This window comes from Pseudomonas putida (genome assembly GCF_030159595.1).
Taxonomy (GTDB): domain Bacteria; phylum Pseudomonadota; class Gammaproteobacteria; order Pseudomonadales; family Pseudomonadaceae; genus Aquipseudomonas; species Aquipseudomonas putida_AC.
Genome location: NZ_BSKJ01000013.1, coordinates 25,909 through 44,006 on the forward strand (window position 1 = coordinate 25,909; position 18,098 = coordinate 44,006).

Genomic DNA, 18,098 nt, shown 5'->3' on the forward strand with positions numbered 1-18,098 from the left:
TTCAGTCGCCTCCGAAGCAGACAAGGCGGTCGGCCACCTGCGCGGCCTCGTGCAATTGGCCAAGCCCCGACAGTTCCCAGGGTTTGGGCAAGTTCACGGCCGGTCGCTGGTAGCGGTTAGCCTCGGCTTCGTCGAGCACGCCACGTCGCAGGGCGGCGGCGATGCATACCACGGCATCCAGCTGGTTAGAGTCGATAAAGGCACGCCATTGGGCTGCCACGTCCACTTCGTCCTGGGGCGCGACCACGTTGGTCGAGGCGCTGTGCACCCCGTCCTGATAGAAGAACAACCGGGCAATCTCATGCCCGCCGGCCAGCACCGCCTCGGCATAGCGCAGGGCGCGCCGCGAGGAGGGCGCGTGGGCCGGAGAGAACACCGCGATAGCGAATTTCATGGGTAACTCATGCAAAGGAATGGTGCCATGATAAAGCAAAAAAGCCCGCGCCCGCTTGTGCATGGCGGGGCGGGCTCTCTGTGCCGGTCTGACGCGCTTAAGCTTGTTCCTTGCTCTCCGGCAGGAACCAGTTCAGCACCAAGGCACAGATACCACCGGTAGCCACACCTGACTCCAGCACATTGCGAATCGCCGCCGGCATGTGCGCCAGGAACTCTGGCACCTGCGCCACGCCCAGTCCGAGGGCCAGGGACACAGAAATGATCAGCAGGGCACGGCGGTCCAGGCGGGTGCTGGCCAGAATATTGATACCCGAAGCCGCAACCGCACCGAACATCACCATGGCCGCACCACCCAGCACCGGCTCTGGCACTGCTTGAATTACCCCGGCAACGCTAGGGAACAACCCGAGCAGCACCAGCATTACAGCAATCCAGATACCGATATGGCGGCTGGCGATGCCGGTCAACTGAATCACGCCGTTGTTCTGCGCAAAGATCGAGCTAGGGAAGGTGTTGAACAAACCGGCCAACAGCGAGTTGGCGCCGTTTACCAGCACGCCACCCTTGATCCGTTGCATCCACACCGGCCCTTCGACCGGCTGGCGCGACACTTTGCTGGTGGCGGTAACGTCACCAATGGCTTCCAGCGAAGTCACCAGGTAAATCACCAGCATCGGAATGAACAGCGCCCACGAGAAGCTCAAGCCAAAGTGCAGCGGCATCGGCACCTGGAACAGCGCGGCTTCGTGCATGCCGGTGAAGTCCAGGCGGCCCATGTAACCGGCCAGTGCATAGCCGACCGCCAGGGCGATGACAATGGCGCAGCTGCGCATCCACACCACGGGGACGCGGTTGAGGATCACGATAATCGCCAACACCACGCCCGACAGCAGCAGGTTCTCGCCATTGGCGAAGGTGCCGTTGGCCATGGCGCCAAAGCCGCCACCCATGCTGATCAAGCCCACCTTGATCAGCGTCAGGCCGATCATCAGCACCACGATACCGGTCACTAGTGGGGTGATCAGGCGTTTGACGAACGGCAGGATGCGCGACACGCCCATCTCCACGAACGAGCCCGCGATCACTACGCCGAAGATAGCCGCCATTACGCCTTCTACCGGCGTGCCCTGCTTGACCATCAGCGCACCGCCGGCAATCAGTGGGCCGACGAAGTTGAAGCTGGTGCCCTGAACGATCAGCAGCCCGGCGCCAAACGGCCCGAAGCGCTTGCACTGAACGAAGGTGGCAATACCCGATATCACCAACGACATGGAAACGATCAGGTTGGTATCACGCGCCGAAACACCCAGCGCCTGGCAGATCAGCAGGCCCGGGGTGACGATCGGCACGATGATCGCCAACAGATGCTGCAGGGCAGCCAGCAGGCCGATCACCAGCCGTGGCTTGTCCTCAAGGCCAAGCACCAGTTCATTGGCAGGCGCCGCCGCGCCTGGGCTGTGTTCGTGTGAGCTCATTGCTGAAAGCTGCCCCGGAATAAAAAAGGAGCGCATTCTACGGGGTGATGAGGGATTGCGGTAGAGAAAAGCACGATGGCGGCATGATCGGCGACCATATGCCTAATTATCTGACTTTTTAGTCAGTTATTGGGCGTGCATTCGGGGCGGAGCAACGCGCACAAAAAAGCCCGCCGAAGCGGGCTTTCCCACACACTAATCAATCAGTCATCACGACCCATGATGCCAAACAGCTGCAGCAGGCTGACAAACAGGTTGTAGATCGATACATACAGGCTGATGGTCGCCATGATGTAGTTACGCTCGCCACCATGAATGATCGCGCTGGTCTGGAACAGGATGCACACCGACGAGAACAGCACGAAGCCCGCGCTGATCGCCAGTTGCAGGCCGCTGATCTGGAAGAAGAAGCTGGCAACAACAGCACCCAGCAGAACAAAGAAGCCCGCGGTGATGAAGCCACTGAGGAAGCTCATGTCCTTGCGGGTGATCAGCACATAGGCCGACAGGCCGCCAAACACCAGCGCAGTCATGGCAAACGCCGAGCTGACCACTTCAGCGCCACCGGCCATGCCCAGGTAGCGGTTGAGGATCGGGCCGAGGATGAAGCCCATGAAGCCGGTGAGGGCGAAGGTGGACACCAGGCCCCATGCCGAATCACGCAGTTTGTTGGTAAGGAAGAACAGCCCGTAGAAGCCGATCAGCACCACGAACACGTTCGGGTAGCCGACGCGCATCTGCTGGGCCACGAAAGCCATGACACCGCTGAAGGCGAGGGTAAGTGCCAGCAGGCTGTACGTGTTGCGCAGGACCTTGCTGATCTCCTGCTGCTCGACCTGCTGGCCGTGGTGTACGGCGTAATCCTGTTCGCGCATGGCGACACTCCTTGGTAAAACCTGTGGTTTCGAACGTTCAGATGCTAGGAGTCTATCAGAGCTCCCGCAACCCGCGACACAGAGAGTTTGACAGCGTGTTTCATTACGGTATGATGGCGCCCGCAAAACAAGCTGGAAGCGTGGCCGAGTGGTTTAAGGCAACGGTCTTGAAAACCGTCGATGGGCAACTATCCTAGAGTTCTTATCTAAGGCCAATCCCAGCTGCATGCTTCAGTCAGTATTCCAGATGCATCCGGGGAATTGGCAGAGTGGTTGAATGCACCGGTCTTGAAAACCGGCGAACGTGAGAGCGTTCCCAGGGTTCGAATCCCTGGTTCCCCGCCAAATCGCAGTAAATAAAGGGCTCAGAGAAATCTGGAGCCCTTTTTTGTTGCTCGAAATTCGACCTCTGACAGGCGCGATCACGAGCGCCTATTAAGTGTGCAGTCAGCCAGATGCATGCTACTGCACCCCATTGCACCCTATTGAGATCGTAATCACCCAACTGCATGCTTTGGGAGTTGATTTTAGGGTGCACTCGACCATCAAAGTCTCTGTTCCCCTTAGGCCTCACAAAGCTGAGCAGGCTTGGGTAAGCTAAAAACCTAGCTGGTGGTTGCCTGGCCGTCGCTACGTGTAAGGAGTATCGACCCGGGTGTGTAGGCTTCGGTGAGCGCTCGGAGCTGAATGAGCTGGCGGCAGTGCTCGGTGTTCTGGATAGGTACCAGGACATCAGTTCCCGGCAATTGAGTTGTGGGCGAGGTAGCGGTGCCATTCTCGCTAGGAATGCAGCACGTCCCCTTGCAGCTTCATGCTCGCAGCTATCTCCGCGAGTAGATCTGGAGGTGGGTCGGAAGGTTGAGCAGCGGCGTGGGGGTAGAGCGTCCCTGAGATAGGGCAAGTTTGGCGGAGGGGGCTGCAACAGCGTCGCACTCGTACGTACAAAAGTGGACGAAGCGGTTGTTAGTGATAGAACTTCGACACTGTCAGTTGCTGCGCTCACGTGCTTCATATAGCTCATGAAGCGTGTGTAGTGCAGCTATGACAGAATGCAGGGCTGTCTTAGCCTCCCAGGCGCTTTAAGCCTTGAGCGATTCTGGGTGAGCTGCGAGTTGATGCACAAACGTACTACCAAAAATTTAGGTCGTGCGTGGCTACAGATAAATTATTAATCGCCCGCCAGATTTAGGGAGCGTGCAAGTTTATCAACAAAGTTTCGCCCTTCCTCGATTTTCTGCAACGCTTCAGCTTCAGCGATCAGTCCGTATGAGCAATAAAGTCCAATAATTGGGTACTTCGCCGTAGGTTCGCTGATTAGCTTCAAAGCATTGCTTAATAATTTTCTCATCTCTGTATATGCTCTGAGTGTTTCGATTAAAAACTCTGATAGTTTCACTATGTTCGTCTGAGCTTCGGCATCGGCTAAAGCATTCGAGCCACCATCGGTCTTCGTCCCGCTCAACCTGTCCTTCAGCAAGTTAATTTGGCCTTGAAGGCTAGCGATCTTAATCGAAGCATCCTCGGAGATTGCCTGAGGCTGCTCCAGAACTTGCCTGCTGTGATCGTACATTCCCTGTACGATTTGACGATATTTTTCATTGCGCAGCAATGTCACATAGCTAAACGGCCTTACTGTCTTGTTAAAAAACGGGGTCGTCGGATCACCCGCTTTTGCCGCGCGGATATCTGAGACTACTGCTGCCAATGATTTGCAGTAGTCCGTGAGGTTGCTAAAATTTTTTGCGCTCACAAGGCGTAACGATTGTTCGATGATTAATTCGATATGGGCGGATCTCTCCGCCACATATTTATCGAACGTAGACCGCTTCACTGAGGAAATTCTTTTCGTTTCGCGTTTCATTAACTCTCCTTCACATAACCATTTGTGTCAGCCTCGGTGCAGTTGCCGCTTGAATTGCAAGTTGTTTTAGGGTGTCTTCTCCGCCAGCGCTGATCCCGAATAATTCGAACTCGTCAATAGCGCCAGACTTGATCATAGTGCTGATCTGGCGTGCTACCTTAGTGTGGAGGGGGATGGATTTATTTTCGCCAACACCCAAGAGGGCTGCGATATCTCCGTCTCTCATCAGCAAAGCATGGCGCAGGTGCGCAAGTCGCATTGTAAGATCCTCGCTGCTTGCATCGGGGAAATTCTGAACGTCAATGAGTCGCTTGAGTAACCCTGATTCTTCAGTAAGATTTAGTCTGTCGTAATGAATTAAGATTTCCTCTTTGTTCTTTACAGCCAGATCTTGGTCTTGGCCTCGATCGTGCATAGATATCAGTTCTTGCTCGATGGTTTCTAGCAAGCAGGCCTCGCGAGCGAAGCGATCGTTTTCTAACTCCATTTGTTCCAGCTCTTCGCGAATCCTTGCAGACGGTTTACGAGTCAAATATTCCTCAATAAGCTTGAGGCTGGTGGAAAGCAGCTCTTTGTATTTATCCTTTCTGGCAGATATGGCTGGGAGATGTGCTACTCCACGAATTGCGTAAGGGCAAGCCGAGCAGCAATTCTTCTCTCCGAACAGCGCAACGACCTCGCTGGGGCAGATGTTATTGAATGGGCAGATGTGAGTTGGGTTGAATGCTAATTCACTCACCTCCTTGGCTATCAGGCGATCAAGTCCGTTCTCATTTTTGCCGTTTGAGAGGCTCATAAGTTTGTGCTTGGAAATCGCGATCTCGGGGTTTCGAACAATATCCCCAAGTATCTTCTGGTTGATGCTTGAAATTGCTGCAGCCAGGTCTGGTAAATCGCCTGTCGAAATTTTGTCTTGGTTGCTCATCAGCGCATTGCATAGCATTTGCTGATGAGACATGCCGATATCATCAGGATCAAATATCGAGTAATAGTTGACTAACGGCTCCGATTGACCGGTCAGCCACTGACCAACAAGGCTTGGAGGCAGAAATTTAATCGCCTCCGAGACGAAGCCTGCTCTTAGACCATGTGGTGTACAGTCACTTGTTACAATGTTTGACGTCAATTTGCTGAGGCCTTCGATTGAGTAGTCTTTGATATCGCCAGGTTCATCTGTGCGGTTTGCTGGCTTGAGCCAAACAAGACTTGGCTGCTTAGTGTCGACTACTTCGGTCTTTATGAAGTAATCTAGGCAAAGTAGGATGAGATGATAGCTTTCATAGTTTGCCCAGCTATTCTGATTTAGATGCAGTCTGAATAGAGGTCTGAGCTTCCCAAATGATGAGTTTTTCTGGAAACTGTACCAAATTTTCTCCTTATACTCAGGCGAAATGCATCGTTCGTACCAGTTGGATTGCCGTTCTAATAGATCCATAACCCTCTTGGATGCAATAGCCGTCCACTCGCCATGAGATTTGTCGGTACTTACTAGAAGCGCGTCAAGAGGTCGCCCAAGATTATGCGCATGAGTTTTATAGCGATCAAGGTCGAGCCAAAGGAGATGCTTTTGTCGTATACCGGTCTCGCACATGAGTTGTGTAATGCGAATGTCGTTCATGACTACACGTTGCTGAAGACGGCCGTCAATATGTGTGTCTGAAATCCTATAAAACTTCGGAATGTACTCAAATCGGCGCGGTTTTCCGTCATAATAAAATATTGGGGTATAGTTTAATGTTGAAAAATCAATGCACTGGCAACTTTGTCCTTTGATGCCCCAAAGTCCAGCCCATTCAGAGCTATACATCAGTTCGTTAATGTTCGGGATTTTGAGTTCGCCTTGGACTAGTCCGTTCATTTTTCCATCGGCCATCTCATTCAAATGCATCGTTAGATATTCCAGTGAGTTAAGCATGCTTAGGAACGTAGCAAAATAAGCCCGGGGAACGGTTTTTTTTACCGTTCCGCTACGCTTTCGCAGCATTGGATAGCAATCAGTGGAAAAACTATTTCGAACCTGATCCGAATGAGGGATAATGCCTGCCTGTGAAATAATGTAATCTATGAAGTCTTCAAGCGGGTAGACACGTTGATAGTGAGTGTCTGCTGAAAGCTCGTTCAGTTCGATCAGTTCTTCTATAAATTTCAATAGCGTTTCAGGTGGGGACTTTTTAAGTACGTTGAGCTCAGTAAGAAGGTCGTGATCAGCAGTAATGTATAGCGCGCAGGTAAAGTCATTGAATGTTGTTGGGTAATCGTTAAGATTGCCGTCGCGATTCATGAAGTATTTGAACAAGTATGGGCCGCAATAAGCTATAAGGAAAGACAGCGCCATATTGTAGTTGTCGGGCCGCTGGATGCGTCGCGACCGGATGAAAGCATTAAAAGTTGATGTGATCATCTTGCAAAAATCAATTACTTTTTGTGGTAGTAAGGTAAGCCCTCCGGGGAGTTCTTCATCTTTTAAGATCCCAAATGCTTTCCTTACATGCCTGACTTCACCGAAAGTTTGGGCCAGTTTTGCTACGGAATGATCACTTCCCTCAAGGAACTCGAGGGTTTTCTCTACCATTGCTCTATGGGCTTTAGCAGATTTTGTTTCTTTGAAGTGGGTCTTCTTTAGTGCTCTAGCTTTCATAAGCTCTTCGCGGTTTTCGGAAAGGACTTTGTCAATTGCAGGGCGTAACCATTCATTTGAAGCAGCATCAGCAACAAATAAGGAGAAATCGTCCGTATAGAATCTTCCTAGTTCGGAGCGTGCACCAAAACTCCGAAGTATCAGATCGCGGGCATTTTCGGCGGTGAAGTTGTCTGCTTCGTAGAGATTAGAGCCGAGAACTAAGCGGAGCCAAAAAGTCGACCTGAGTTCGCGGTTCTTTAACGACATTGGGCCGGTATAGCCGATGCTCGAATACGGGTTGATGCCTCGGATTTTGGCCAGCAGCGGGCAGTTTCCCAGAGGTATTTGTTCTTTGATCATGTCGTCTAGGATTCGATCGCAGTGTATAGGGCACTGCCATTTGATCGGCAGAATAACTTTTCGCTCGATCCAAAGGCGGATAAACGCGATTTTCATAACCGAACTGAGTTGCTGAATTCGCTCAGGGGCAACTGTGGGAAGCAATTCGGCTATAATTGACTCGCGGCCTGGGTGGTGTTTGAAGCAGCAGTATACTAGCTCGTCTACTTGAGGTCTCGTTAGTTTTGAGAATGGTCGAATTCCGGATTTATTCAAGCTTTCAAGGAGTTCTTTCTGTCGCCCCCCATTTGGTACTCCATAAATTTTCCAGAAGCGGTGGCGGGCATCTGACATCGCAAGATCAAAAGCAGGCCCAACTTCATTATCATGAATCAGCCACATGGCATTAGTGCTGGATGGATTAATCATTTTGCCTCCAAAGAAAGCTGTTTCAAGCGAGTAATTTCTTCATTGTGAAAAGCGATTCGTGCTTCGATCACTGTTTTTGGCCCGCCAGTGAGGCGTGCCATGTTTGCAGCGGCTAAAGTTGCTTGAAGTAGATGCGCGTCCTGGCGAGCGTAGCGTCTAGTCGTTTTTAGGCGTGCATGCCCCATAAGTTTTTGAACGGTTTCGAGGGGGAGTCCGTACTTTTTATTGCTTCCCGGAAGCGGATTCGGGCAGTGGTTTACCAGATAGTATCCGTACATATGGCGCAAGCTATGGAAACCATACTGCCTACCCGTAATTTTCTTTGCTGCATCTCTAAAGCGCTCATATAGAGTTTGGTAGCTATTCGTCATAGGGGCGCCAGTCTGTAGGTTTCTCAGAAGGAAATCATGCGTAATGGGTGCCATGTAGTTTTGCTTTCGAAGATCTGCTTTGTATTCTTCAAGTGCTATCCAGAACATAGAAGCGAACGGCTCAATCAAAAATGTTTGTGGGTGAGCGCGCCCCTTGTGAGGAAGACCGTTAATTTCTTCTTCTGAGAGATATTTGATCAAAACATTTCGCCGCGTATCTGGGTCGATAATTCGAACTCGACTCAGGTGTTCTTCTAAGCTGGGGTCAATATCAATATTGAGCATCGTCTGCGCTTCCGAAACCCGTGCGCCGCATGCAGCGAGTAAGCTCCACAACATTCGGTCACGACTACATGTGGCGCTGCGGATCAGCTCTGCACATTTATCGATCGGGAATGCAAACTCATCTCCTCCATACATATCTGTATGAGCCAGGTCTGATGGTTTCGAAATTGCAGATAGACCTTTGCGCTTGATTCGACGAGCGCCGCCTGCCAAGCATCCCGCAAGCCAGCTATTCTCTTTGATAGCTGTGCGTACCTTTTGCGGCGACTCGATCCTTACGGTCTGAGCTAGGGAAAACCCTGAAAGGGATTTCGAAGCGATATAACCGCGCTGTTCAAGCTCAATCATACCGAGACGAAAGCGTTCACTTGCATCGACAAAACTATTCAGCGCCGCGAGTGCTACCCCGACAGAGCTGCCGCTTAAATTGCGATTACCCAGTGCGCGCGCAGCTCTACGTACCATTGGAACATCGCTTTCTGTACCGAAAACAAGAAAGCTTTCATAGTGCTCAATAGCTTCTGATAGCAGTGGAGCTGTTAATTCTCCATGCTGGAATGCGATATGGTGAACATAGCTTAGAAGTACACCGTTGTATTCAGTGTATGCTTTATTAGTGTTCTTTGATTTCTTCTTTCTAAGCTGATATGACCATGCGTTAAAGAAGTCGTCGGTTGTTTTGTCATGAGAGACAATCGTGTAGTAAGAACGACCGTTTTTCTGGGCTGGTATAATTATCGGTGGCGAAGGTGGATTGTTAGGTTTTGCATTTTCTACGACAAGCATTTCTCAATTCCGAAGTTGAGGGCTGAGAAAATGCTGACATGAGGTGTTTAAGCGTGCAACTGCACCTTGCTGCATGTTTATGAACAAGGTTTTTAGTATGTGTCGATGCTGCTTGACGGCGTTATATAGCACTATATAACATCGTTACTGTTGGGGTGTGGTTTGACCGTGGGTCGCCCCTAACCGTTATGGGAAAGTTCGCGCGGCCGATGTGCTTTTCATCAAGTCATAGGCGTGAGACGAATGCTATTTCTACGTCTCCTTTCGCTTGCAGATCTATTGTTAACTCGTTCTGTCAATGGTCACTTGGAAAATTTTCGCGGAGTGAAAAATGTGACGTGGGTCACATTTCTGTTCGGCCTCAGCTGCACGCTTTGGCCGGTCATAGCTATCGCGTATTCCGCGAATCAGGCTTGAGCGCTGTCTGACAACGGCTCTGTGAAGGGAAGGGCGGGCATTTAGATGGCGTAACGGGTAGCTGAAACGGAGCTGTTCTTCTGCTGGGTGGACTGGGCGTCAGGCTCCGAGCTGTGCGCCCGCCAAAGGTGGAGCCGATGGTCGTCTCAATTCAAGAGGAGGCGAGACGCGTCAGCAGCTCCTTAAACAGGAGCTTCTCCCCTAAAGTGAAATTCTTCACTTCATATATGCTGGTCGCTAGGGCTGCGGCTAGCGCTGACGCCTTCATGCTTTCTTGAGATTCGATTGGATGATTCTTATCCCGCACAATGAGTGGTTGAACCGCCTTCATTACTAGCCAGCTCACGTCACTTGGCTGGCTGAGTGCATTCATGCACGTGATCGTTGTCCCAATGCAGAATGGCAGCAAAAAATCTACTGCTTGACTTACGCTTCCACGTAAATGTCGCGCTTTGGCGATTCGGTTAAGATGGAATCTCAAGAAGTCTGATTGATGGCTCCATAACCTGGATCCTGCTCCTTGTTGAGGACGACTCACGTATAGATATAATTCCGAGTGACTTAATCCAAAGTAGATAAATTTGTCGATTGCATGGTGGAAGTCTGTAAGTGGATCGTCACCTAAAATAGTGGCGCTGTGATGCTCAGTCCAGAGATAGATGGCAACTGTTTCTAATAATTTGTCTCGATCACCGATGTGGCTGTATATCTGGGGCGGTTGTACCCCTGCGCTTGATGCGATATTTCGCATGGTCGCTTTGCTAAGTCCGTCGTCTTGGATAATCTTAGCGGCAGCTTTAATGATGTGCAGTGCAGTACCCGACCAAATCACTTCGGAGGCCGGATTTTTTGTTTTTGATGAGTCAGTCATGAATATGGGGCGTTATAAAAAAGACGCCATGGTACATTTTGTTGGCACGCGTGGCCAATTGAGATCAGGTTCTCCTCCAGATCCTACTCACTGTTGCGGTTGAAACTCCGACAAGCTCAGCGGCTTCCTTCTGTGACATTCCTTCATCTTTGCATTGCAGGACTGCTTTCAGTTTTTCTGGGGGGATGCTTCTGCCGCTTCTCTCGACTATGAGCTCGCCATTCTGAATGTGCTTAGCCAGACCCTTGACCAGGCCTAGGTCAGACAGTCGATCGATCTCGCTGCTGATGGAGGTCAGACGAGCCTGAGGGGTGATTGATAAATCATGGCTGGAGGCAATGACGAGAAGGGCAAGTGGATCTGTCCCTAGGGCTTCACACAGCTCGGCAAGCTTCTCGAGCGTGGCGCCGCTCTTGGCGTACTCAAGGTTATGCAGATGGTTAGGGTGAATTTTGCTGACCAGCTGATCCCTGGACGTCCCTGCAATGGCGCGAGCTTCACGAATGACAGCTGCTAGCGTCTTCCGTGTGACCATGATGGCCCCCAAAAAGCAAGGATAAAGCCACATTGATCGATTTCACGCCATTGGGTATATTGTGTCGCGTGAAACTACATGGCATTTTGTGCTCAGCGCAGGGGTATTGGGCCTGTAGAGCGACTGTCGCGACTGAACGATTTATATCAATTGACTGAATGAGATTAGCTCGTTGAGCCCCGCCACAAGGCCGACGACTGCTGTGGTATGACCCCAGGAAATCAGGACTAGACGTGTTTTTGACTAATCGAAGTGAGCTTCAGGGGACGTTTCCAAGTGGGGACGATGATCTGCTTTTCTGGAACCGTATCCGCCTCGATCGCTCGCGGTACAGCTTCTTGATCGAGGGTGTAGGTCTTGATGAAGATGGAATTGGCCCGATCGCTCGTTTCTTCAGCGACATAGCGTTGGTACAGCGTGTCTGCAACGGCGAGAGCTCGGATTTCTTACAGGTGAACAAAATTCACTTGCTAGCACCACCTGTGCTGACTGAGAAGCCGTCATTCGTCCTTGAGCCTCTGTCCGAGATTCGTTTGATATCAGATTGTGAGCAGAGACCGAAATTTGAGTTTGTCACTGACTCAGGAGAGGTCTACTTGAGCGAGGTTCCCGCAGTGAAGAGTCAGTAGGCGATGAGCTTGCTTAAGTCTCGAGTTATCAAATCTCTTTTGGTCAGTGGCTTCGTTGGCGGATGCCTTGTGCCGTCTATGCATATCGTCTCGAGTGCCGAAGCAGCCGACTCTTTGTGTAAAGGCGTATCGGTCGTCTATCTGAACGTCAACAGAGTGCAGCTGCTCGCTCCGCCAGAGATGACGAAGCAATCCGAATTCTGGATGCGGCCACTTACAGAGACCCGTTTCGACGACGGTACTGAGGCGAACCCGACCTACGGACTTATCACTCAAGGCGGACAAATTTTTCAAGTACGAGGAGCTGAGGTATGTCCGTCTCTTTGGAGGACGCGATGTCATTCCTATACGGCGCCGGCGAGGTCGCCAAAGGGTGGGCGGGTGAGAGGGCTGACCTAATTAAAGCCGCCCAGGAGCGCTTTCCTGGAAAAGCATTCTGCCTCGTGAAGCGATGGATCATTGTCGAAATCCCCCCGAATGAGGTTGAGCCATTGCCGGGTGGAATCGCACCGATGCTCGTGCTCGCTCATGAAGTCATCTACGACAGTCGAGTGCGTTTTGTACCCGGCAGTTGGGTGAGATCAACCTATGCGGTCTCGCATGAGCATCCATGGATGTTCGAGACTCGCAACACAATCTATCTGCTTGTCGGGGACGGATACAGGAAGCAAGCATCACTCGAGTTGGTGTTGTCATTTCGTCCTTGAGCATTGCAGATTTTGCAGCCCGGTCGTCCTTCGGACTGACCCGGGAGTAGCGACGCTACCCTATGGAGCGCGGTATGAAGATTGCGGTCTACTCGGATTTGCACAATGAGTTTTCGGAGTTCGAGCCACCTCAGCTGGATGTCGAGCTGGTCGTGCTCGCCGGAGACATCTCGGTGCGCGGTCAAGGGGTCGAGTGGGCAAACGCGGCGTTCGACTGTCCAGTGATCTACGTCCCTGGGAATCACGAGTTCTACCGGGGGCACTTAGACCGCACGCTGACGAAGATGCAACAGGCGGCAACTGGGCATGTTCATGTTCTGGATAACCAGACACTGATCGTTGGTGATGTCAGATTTTTAGCGGCGACGGCGTGGACAGATTTTACGTCGACAGGGGATTACCGCGTAGCGATGTCGTTGTGCTGGGAGTGGATGAGCGACTTCAACCAGATCCGAATCGGCGAGGGCTTTAGAAAGCTTCGGCCTGTCGATCTCATCGCGCGCAACATTTGTGCGCGGGACTTTCTGGCTACGGAGTTGGCTAAGGATTTCGGAGGCAAGACCGTCGTCATCACGCATCATTGCCCGATTGAAGAGGTCGCTGGTGATGGTCATGAAGGCCACCTCGGTGCTGCGTACTTCAACCAGTGGCATGACCTAGTTTCGCAGGCTGATGCCTGGATCTTCGGCCATACCCATTACGCGGTCGAAAGGGTCGTTTCGGGATGTCGGCTCATATCGAACCCCAGAGGGTATCCAGGTGAAAAGACCGGCTTTGTACCGGACTTCATCATTGAAATCTAAGCGCCTCTAGGAGCGATAGCTCTCAGAGGGTGTTGAATTGGACGCAGGAGCGCAAGTACACATGACAGATGAGATCATCAGGTACCGAGGTGAAGAACCATCGATTTTTCAGCTCACGCGCATCATACAAGCGATGGGTCAGCAGTATCCTGTGCCGATCACTGCCTATCTGAGCGACGTTGAAATTTCGAACGATTGCGCAGTCGGGGTCGTGGTTGGTCAGATCGTTCCAGGGCTTATTGAGAAGCGCACAGGGGCATATTTGCTTACGACCACGCCGATCTTCTCGTTGATTAGAGTAGGGCGCTTCTGGATGGGTGATACAAAGGCAGGGAATTTTGTTCTGACTTCATTCAAGCGCGGAGCGGGCCGGAAGAGTCTTCGAGCCTTCATTACAAGCGCAGACCAACCTGACGCTTCTCCAACGAGCGAGCCAGGCGCCTTTGCGGGCGCCTGAAAGGTCTAGTATGCGGATCAGTTGAGCGTCGCGAGTAGGGTACGCAAAAAATCCTGACGGCGATGAATCGAGCTTAGAATCACGTAGTCGCGTTCACCATCTGGTGGTAGATGACCACATTCCATTAGGCCGATGATATAACCCTCCGCCTTCCCTCGGGCCTCGCGCAGGTCTTGCTCAGTTGTGGATTTGTGGATGTCATCCACCAGACGTTTCCAACGCTCGGCTTGGCGTTTGCCGACGGGGTCGCTGGAGAAAGAGGGAGCGTGAAGCAGTGACTCGTAATAACCGGGCGCAGCTAGCGTGCTCAAGCGGGATGCTCCAGAGATTGAACTTGAGGCAAGATTATCATGCGTACACTCAATCGCCTGTTACTGGCCCGTCAGGGGCAGGCTCCTCGCATCTAGGCGCTGGAAGCTGAGCATAGAGTTATGGGGTCTGGCTAGACAGATGCTGGCAGTTTGCGGAGGTGTGGTATGAAGGCCACGCAAGCAGGTGAACATGAAACGGCCATCAACGTGGTATGCGATGTCTGCTGTATGTCTACGCGAAATGGCGAAAGTGAGCCTCAGTACGGAACGATGCATGCGTCATGGGGCAAAGGCTCAGCGCATTGCGGCGAGGAGTATGAGCTTCACCTGTGCGAGAGCTGCTTTTTCTCGCACATGGCTGAGATGAAGCGGGCGCGGTGGCTTGCTGTGATGTTCGATGAGAAAGGCGACGCTATTTTGGGTGATGACGCCTTCGGACGTGTTACTAAATCTGCCAAGGAGGGTGGTGGAGAGCCTTGCTGACCGTAAGCTCACGGTTTAGGTCGAATTATGGAAAAGCAATAATTATTGCTGATGAATAATTTTCGCCAGCCTGCAGCGACCGCAAGTGGCGCGCTTCAACGATAGAAGGGCGCCACTGGGTAGTAGACTAGCTTGGCTTCCCCCAAGTGCTTTGGAAGCTGGGGCCATCAGACTTGGGTGGCTGGGTTGGTTTGGCTATCTGAATCGTAACCGGGATCGGGAAATCCACACCCACCATCGCGACCTCACCCTGCTTCAGGTTTGGCAGGAATGCAGCAGCGGAGCGATCGATCTCACCGCAGGCTCGTTCAACCACTTCGCGGTCACGGTCGTTGGTAAGCCGGTGGACGAGCAGGGTACCCATCTGACTGAGCACGCCTTCGGTTATGTCGCGCGGTCGCTGGGTCGCCAGGCAAATGTTCAGCCCGTATTTTCGACCCTCCTTCGCGATCAGTTCAAAGGCATCCAGATTCTGTAGGTCATCCTCGTTACCGACGGTTTTGCCCAGGAAATTATGAGCCTCGTCGAGGATAGTGATTAGCGGCTTTGTCCTGAAAACCTCAGCCCTGGCTCGCTGTAGTAGAAGTCTTCCGATAACGTTGGCCACCACCTCACGGGCGTTGAACTCGTATCCAATTGAGCTCAAGCAGACCCTGAACAGCTTCTTGTCGCTGCGAATGAAGCTGTCCAGTTGATCCACGAAATTGGGAATGCCGGCAGCAGGACTGAAGACGCAGCCCAGCGATGGCGACTCCATCACACCGAGGATGCGGGTCATCAGGGATGAGCAGTGGGAGATCTCGTTACTGGCACCCCCAAAACGCTCTGGATCGTTGAAAGCGGTGGGGTAGCAACACTCCTGCACCAACTGAGGTACCAGCTTACGAGGGTTAAATGGCGTTGTTGGATTTCCTACAAGGCTTGCGTTGTTGTCTCTGTTCATGGCCTCGCGATAGACCTCTTTCGATTGGTCTACCTTCCAGACGATGTGTCTCGGGAACAGGTCTGGTGCGAGATGTACGAGCCTTAGGCTTTTGATCGCCTCCCTCAGCTTAGGGCCTTGGGTTTTGCCCGATGGTTGGAAGAGGGCAATGAAGTCGGACTCGGTGAAGCTAGTCGGCGGAATCGCGACTTCTACAGAGCCTTCGGCCAGATGAAGAGGGCTACCGAGGTGGCAATGAATCGTGTCATCACCAACGAGTGAGCGGTACTCACCTGTGGCATCGATCAGTACTACTTTGGCTGAGAAGCGGCGACACTCCTCGATCAGCTTGGATGTCGTCCAGCTCTTGCCGCCGCCTGTGGAGCCCAGGATTGCGCAGTGCCGTCCGAAAATTTTTTCGGGAGTGACGGCAATAGGGAATCCGCCATCCCCGGCAACGTGACCAAGGTTCAATGCTACCTCAGGTGGCGCGCCATCTACCCCCGTTGAAGTCAGTAATGGAATCTGGGAGATAAATTTTCCTGGAGCGGAATAGACCCGATCGCCAAGCCGTGGGTATGAGCTGACTCCCGCAGTGACCCGTAGAGATTGTGGGTTTACGGAGCCCAGCAGCCGTATGAAGCCGATCGCATCGATTTGGCGGCTGCCAGCAAAGTCTTGGGAAATTTCCGTGCGATCCCTGTCAGGCAGTGTCACCTCGGTTATGCGTCCTAGTAGCACTGCTTGTTGGCCTTCGATGAGCACGAGCTCGCCAACTTCACCCTTGCCGTATCGGTTGTGGCCCAAGTACTGGCCGCTCACGTTGCCGGCATGGGCAAGGTTGGTTTTAACCAGGTGGGCGCTCACACTCGAAACCACGCCAATTTTGAGATTGCTGGCCAAAATCCCGTCGAGAGAACTCATGCGTTTTGGCTCCCCAGGCGTCTCACAGCATTAGCCAACTGTTCTGCAGGTGATGCGGTTCTCAGGTGCGGTATGTGGCTGACCAGGTTGCTGAACGAGCCACTGATGAAGTGGATGTCTAGGCCACGCCTGGCGAGGTCATGGAATCTACCCCAATAGTCACTCGAGCCATGGTGCCCCCTGTTATGCAGATGCGTGATGCACTGGAAATCGCAGAGTATGAGTTTCAGGCTTGGGTTGGACTGGATTGCTGAGAAAATAGGTTCGGAGAGGTGATCATCGTTAAAGCCGAAGCCCGCGACGATGAGGCAACTGTTGGGCTGTCGCAGAAACTCCAGATAGCGTGACAGAAGCTCCAGATGAGGCTGCAGGAATGCCTGTTGGTATTTGCCTTTGGCAGGGTAGATCAGACACGCATTCGCGGGTGTGGGCGCTGTGTCCTCGTAGATTTCCGTGCCTTCTCTGCTCCAGCTGACCGATCCATGCAATTTCAGAAGCTGGAATACTCCTTCTGCGAACTCATGACCTTCAGCCTCTCGCCTGACGATGTCGTAGCTGAAATGCTTACCATCGAACCGCCGCCTACGGGTGTAGGAGAATCCATCGATGGCCATCATCCCGAGGTCAGACGCTGCTGTCTCGAAGCACATGTCATAGTTCGTGGTGAAAACCTTGAGGCGCGGGTCTCGGACTCGTCGTCTCGCCAGCTTTTGCAGCAACTGCCTGTAAGCAGAAATATCGGCGTTCTGGGCCCGTAGGAAAGCCGAGCATGAATCTAGGATGACTGCTTTAACCTCGCTGACGAACCCTTCAACAGCGGTGTCCTTGTTGAATGCGAGATAGGCGTCGCACTGCGAGAGGAAATGCTCGATGTTTGGGTTTATGGTTTCGTTGTACCGCACCACGTCCATCACACGTGCAGCAGCTTCTGTGGGATCCCCTGAGTCTGGCCTGCACATCGAGCGCTTCCACAGATCCCACATGCTTGGCCCGCCGGGTGCACCTAAAGATGTCCCGCTTCCCGCCAAAAAACCTAGATTGGGAATTTGCAGTGCTGCAGCGAGCATGTCCGACAGCGCTGATCGGTTGGAAACGATCTTCGCTAGATCAGGTGTTTCTACGTCCTTGAGGACGTTGAACGCTTCTTCGTTTAACGGCGCCCAATCAGAAGCTCCAGGGGGTAGGTATGCCTGAAGCCCTTTACGGTTGGCATCAAGCTCCACAGGTGCCACTGGAGAGGTTGAAGGGATTACCGGGTCTACAGGCGGGATTACGGCTGGCGAGGCGTTTTGGTTCGACATCAACACGATCCTTGAGGGTGCGGCGAATCCCGACGGCTCCCTACGAGCCGGTCGAGTGCGCGTGATGAAACCTATAGGTAACGCAGTCTGGGCATAATGCCATCGGCGTTTTGTCGCCGGTAGTGGGTTAATGGGCTGAGCATGGTTGGCTTGTTACAAGACTCATCGCCTATCTGTCCAATTTTTGCATTAAGACTGGAGACTTGCAGCTTTGCGGGGAAACGATTTGCTCAGTCGGGCATCATCGCTCCGATGGCGTAGCTAAACCCATAAGCGTCCATCATTGGGTAAAGCGATCATG

At 52.4% G+C, this 18,098-nt stretch carries 15 protein-coding genes and 1 tRNA gene; 5 read left to right on the forward strand and 11 right to left on the reverse strand.

Going from position 1 to position 18,098, the window contains the following annotated elements:
- Window position 1: 1 nt before the first annotated feature.
- The 3 genes from tusD to QQL85_RS23535 all read right to left on the reverse strand — a co-directional run bounded on the left by tusD (window position 2) and on the right by QQL85_RS23535 (window position 2,746).
- Window positions 2-394 (reverse strand): sulfurtransferase complex subunit TusD, encoded by a 393-nt coding sequence (gene tusD / locus QQL85_RS23525; protein ID WP_284356932.1) that lies wholly within the window; start codon window positions 392-394, stop codon window positions 2-4.
- Between the two features lie 97 nt (window positions 395-491).
- On the reverse strand, window positions 492-1,871 hold the full coding sequence (locus QQL85_RS23530; RefSeq protein ID WP_284356931.1) for a nucleobase:cation symporter-2 family protein: 1,380 nt from the start codon (window positions 1,869-1,871) through the stop codon (window positions 492-494).
- A 203-nt stretch (window positions 1,872-2,074) separates the two neighbouring features.
- Window positions 2,075-2,746: a Bax inhibitor-1/YccA family protein gene (locus QQL85_RS23535; protein ID WP_003251184.1), complete on the reverse strand. Its 672-nt coding sequence runs from the start codon at window positions 2,744-2,746 to the stop codon at window positions 2,075-2,077.
- A gap of 255 nt (window positions 2,747-3,001) precedes the next feature.
- Between QQL85_RS23535 and QQL85_RS23540 the strand changes: the two genes are divergently transcribed.
- Window positions 3,002-3,091 (forward strand) — tRNA-Ser (locus QQL85_RS23540).
- Between the two features lie 823 nt (window positions 3,092-3,914).
- Here the strand turns inward: QQL85_RS23540 and QQL85_RS23545 are convergent.
- The 5 genes from QQL85_RS23545 to QQL85_RS23565 all read right to left on the reverse strand — a co-directional run bounded on the left by QQL85_RS23545 (window position 3,915) and on the right by QQL85_RS23565 (window position 11,260).
- Window positions 3,915-4,607, reverse strand: a complete 693-nt coding sequence (locus tag QQL85_RS23545; RefSeq protein WP_284356930.1) for a hypothetical protein — start codon at window positions 4,605-4,607, stop codon at window positions 3,915-3,917.
- Window positions 4,608-4,617: 10 nt separating this feature from the next.
- Window positions 4,618-7,995 (reverse strand): hypothetical protein, encoded by a 3,378-nt coding sequence (locus QQL85_RS23550; protein ID WP_284356929.1) that lies wholly within the window; start codon window positions 7,993-7,995, stop codon window positions 4,618-4,620.
- Window positions 7,992-9,437, reverse strand: a complete 1,446-nt coding sequence (locus tag QQL85_RS23555; RefSeq protein WP_284356928.1) for a tyrosine-type recombinase/integrase — start codon at window positions 9,435-9,437, stop codon at window positions 7,992-7,994. The genes QQL85_RS23550 and QQL85_RS23555 overlap by 4 nt, the downstream gene beginning before the upstream one ends.
- Window positions 9,438-10,005: 568 nt before the next feature.
- On the reverse strand, window positions 10,006-10,725 hold the full coding sequence (locus tag QQL85_RS23560) for a TetR/AcrR family transcriptional regulator (protein ID WP_284356927.1): 720 nt from the start codon (window positions 10,723-10,725) through the stop codon (window positions 10,006-10,008).
- Between the two features lie 64 nt (window positions 10,726-10,789).
- Window positions 10,790-11,260 carry a helix-turn-helix domain-containing protein gene (locus QQL85_RS23565; RefSeq protein WP_284356926.1) on the reverse strand — a complete coding sequence of 157 codons (471 nt, stop codon included), beginning with the start codon at window positions 11,258-11,260 and terminating at the stop codon, window positions 10,790-10,792.
- 940 nt (window positions 11,261-12,200) lie between these two features.
- Between QQL85_RS23565 and QQL85_RS23570 the strand changes: the two genes are divergently transcribed.
- From QQL85_RS23570 to QQL85_RS23580, 3 genes are all read left to right on the forward strand, one after another.
- Entirely contained in the window at window positions 12,201-12,596 is a 396-nt protein-coding gene (locus QQL85_RS23570) for a DUF6957 family protein (RefSeq protein ID WP_284356925.1), read from the forward strand.
- A gap of 74 nt (window positions 12,597-12,670) precedes the next feature.
- Complete coding sequence (locus tag QQL85_RS23575; RefSeq protein WP_284356924.1) at window positions 12,671-13,399, forward strand: metallophosphoesterase; 729 nt, start codon at window positions 12,671-12,673, stop codon at window positions 13,397-13,399.
- 61 nt (window positions 13,400-13,460) lie between these two features.
- Entirely contained in the window at window positions 13,461-13,856 is a 396-nt protein-coding gene (locus QQL85_RS23580; RefSeq protein ID WP_284356923.1) for a hypothetical protein, read from the forward strand.
- Between the two features lie 17 nt (window positions 13,857-13,873).
- Here QQL85_RS23580 and QQL85_RS23585 read toward each other — a convergent pair whose 3' ends face one another.
- Complete coding sequence (locus tag QQL85_RS23585; RefSeq protein ID WP_284356922.1) at window positions 13,874-14,167, reverse strand: hypothetical protein; 294 nt, start codon at window positions 14,165-14,167, stop codon at window positions 13,874-13,876.
- Between the two features lie 165 nt (window positions 14,168-14,332).
- On the opposite strand from QQL85_RS23585, the gene QQL85_RS23590 reads away from it, so the two are divergent.
- Window positions 14,333-14,650, forward strand: coding sequence for a hypothetical protein (locus QQL85_RS23590; protein ID WP_284356921.1), 318 nt, complete (start codon window positions 14,333-14,335; stop codon window positions 14,648-14,650).
- 127 nt (window positions 14,651-14,777) lie between these two features.
- Here the strand turns inward: QQL85_RS23590 and QQL85_RS23595 are convergent, their stop codons facing one another.
- The gene (locus QQL85_RS23595) at window positions 14,778-16,496 is read right to left on the reverse strand and encodes an ATP-binding protein (RefSeq protein WP_284356920.1); all 1,719 of its coding nucleotides are present in this window, start codon (window positions 16,494-16,496) and stop codon (window positions 14,778-14,780) included.
- Window positions 16,493-17,797, reverse strand: a complete 1,305-nt coding sequence (locus QQL85_RS23600) for an SIR2 family protein (protein ID WP_284356919.1) — start codon at window positions 17,795-17,797, stop codon at window positions 16,493-16,495. Before QQL85_RS23600 ends, QQL85_RS23595 begins: the two co-directional genes overlap by 4 nt.
- Window positions 17,798-18,098: the final 301 nt, after the last annotated feature.

What these genes read in the sequence shown, in the direction of transcription:
- QQL85_RS23575 (WP_284356924.1), top strand. Translation starts at nt 12,671, where the DNA reads ATGAAGATTGCGGTCTACTCGGATTTGCACAATGAGTTTTCGGAGTTC.
- QQL85_RS23570 (WP_284356925.1), top strand. Translation starts at nt 12,201, where the DNA reads ATGTCCGTCTCTTTGGAGGACGCGATGTCATTCCTATACGGCGCCGGC.
- QQL85_RS23550 (WP_284356929.1), bottom strand. Translation starts at nt 7,995, where the DNA reads ATGATTAATCCATCCAGCACTAATGCCATGTGGCTGATTCATGATAAT.
- QQL85_RS23560 (WP_284356927.1), bottom strand. Translation starts at nt 10,725, where the DNA reads ATGACTGACTCATCAAAAACAAAAAATCCGGCCTCCGAAGTGATTTGG.
- QQL85_RS23545 (WP_284356930.1), bottom strand. Translation starts at nt 4,607, where the DNA reads ATGAAACGCGAAACGAAAAGAATTTCCTCAGTGAAGCGGTCTACGTTC.
- QQL85_RS23595 (WP_284356920.1), bottom strand. Translation starts at nt 16,496, where the DNA reads ATGAGTTCTCTCGACGGGATTTTGGCCAGCAATCTCAAAATTGGCGTG.
- tusD (WP_284356932.1), bottom strand. Translation starts at nt 394, where the DNA reads ATGAAATTCGCTATCGCGGTGTTCTCTCCGGCCCACGCGCCCTCCTCG.
- QQL85_RS23555 (WP_284356928.1), bottom strand. Translation starts at nt 9,437, where the DNA reads ATGCTTGTCGTAGAAAATGCAAAACCTAACAATCCACCTTCGCCACCG.
- QQL85_RS23580 (WP_284356923.1), top strand. Translation starts at nt 13,461, where the DNA reads ATGACAGATGAGATCATCAGGTACCGAGGTGAAGAACCATCGATTTTT.
- QQL85_RS23565 (WP_284356926.1), bottom strand. Translation starts at nt 11,260, where the DNA reads ATGGTCACACGGAAGACGCTAGCAGCTGTCATTCGTGAAGCTCGCGCC.
- QQL85_RS23590 (WP_284356921.1), top strand. Translation starts at nt 14,333, where the DNA reads ATGAAGGCCACGCAAGCAGGTGAACATGAAACGGCCATCAACGTGGTA.
- QQL85_RS23600 (WP_284356919.1), bottom strand. Translation starts at nt 17,797, where the DNA reads ATGTCGAACCAAAACGCCTCGCCAGCCGTAATCCCGCCTGTAGACCCG.
- QQL85_RS23535 (WP_003251184.1), bottom strand. Translation starts at nt 2,746, where the DNA reads ATGCGCGAACAGGATTACGCCGTACACCACGGCCAGCAGGTCGAGCAG.
- QQL85_RS23530 (WP_284356931.1), bottom strand. Translation starts at nt 1,871, where the DNA reads ATGAGCTCACACGAACACAGCCCAGGCGCGGCGGCGCCTGCCAATGAA.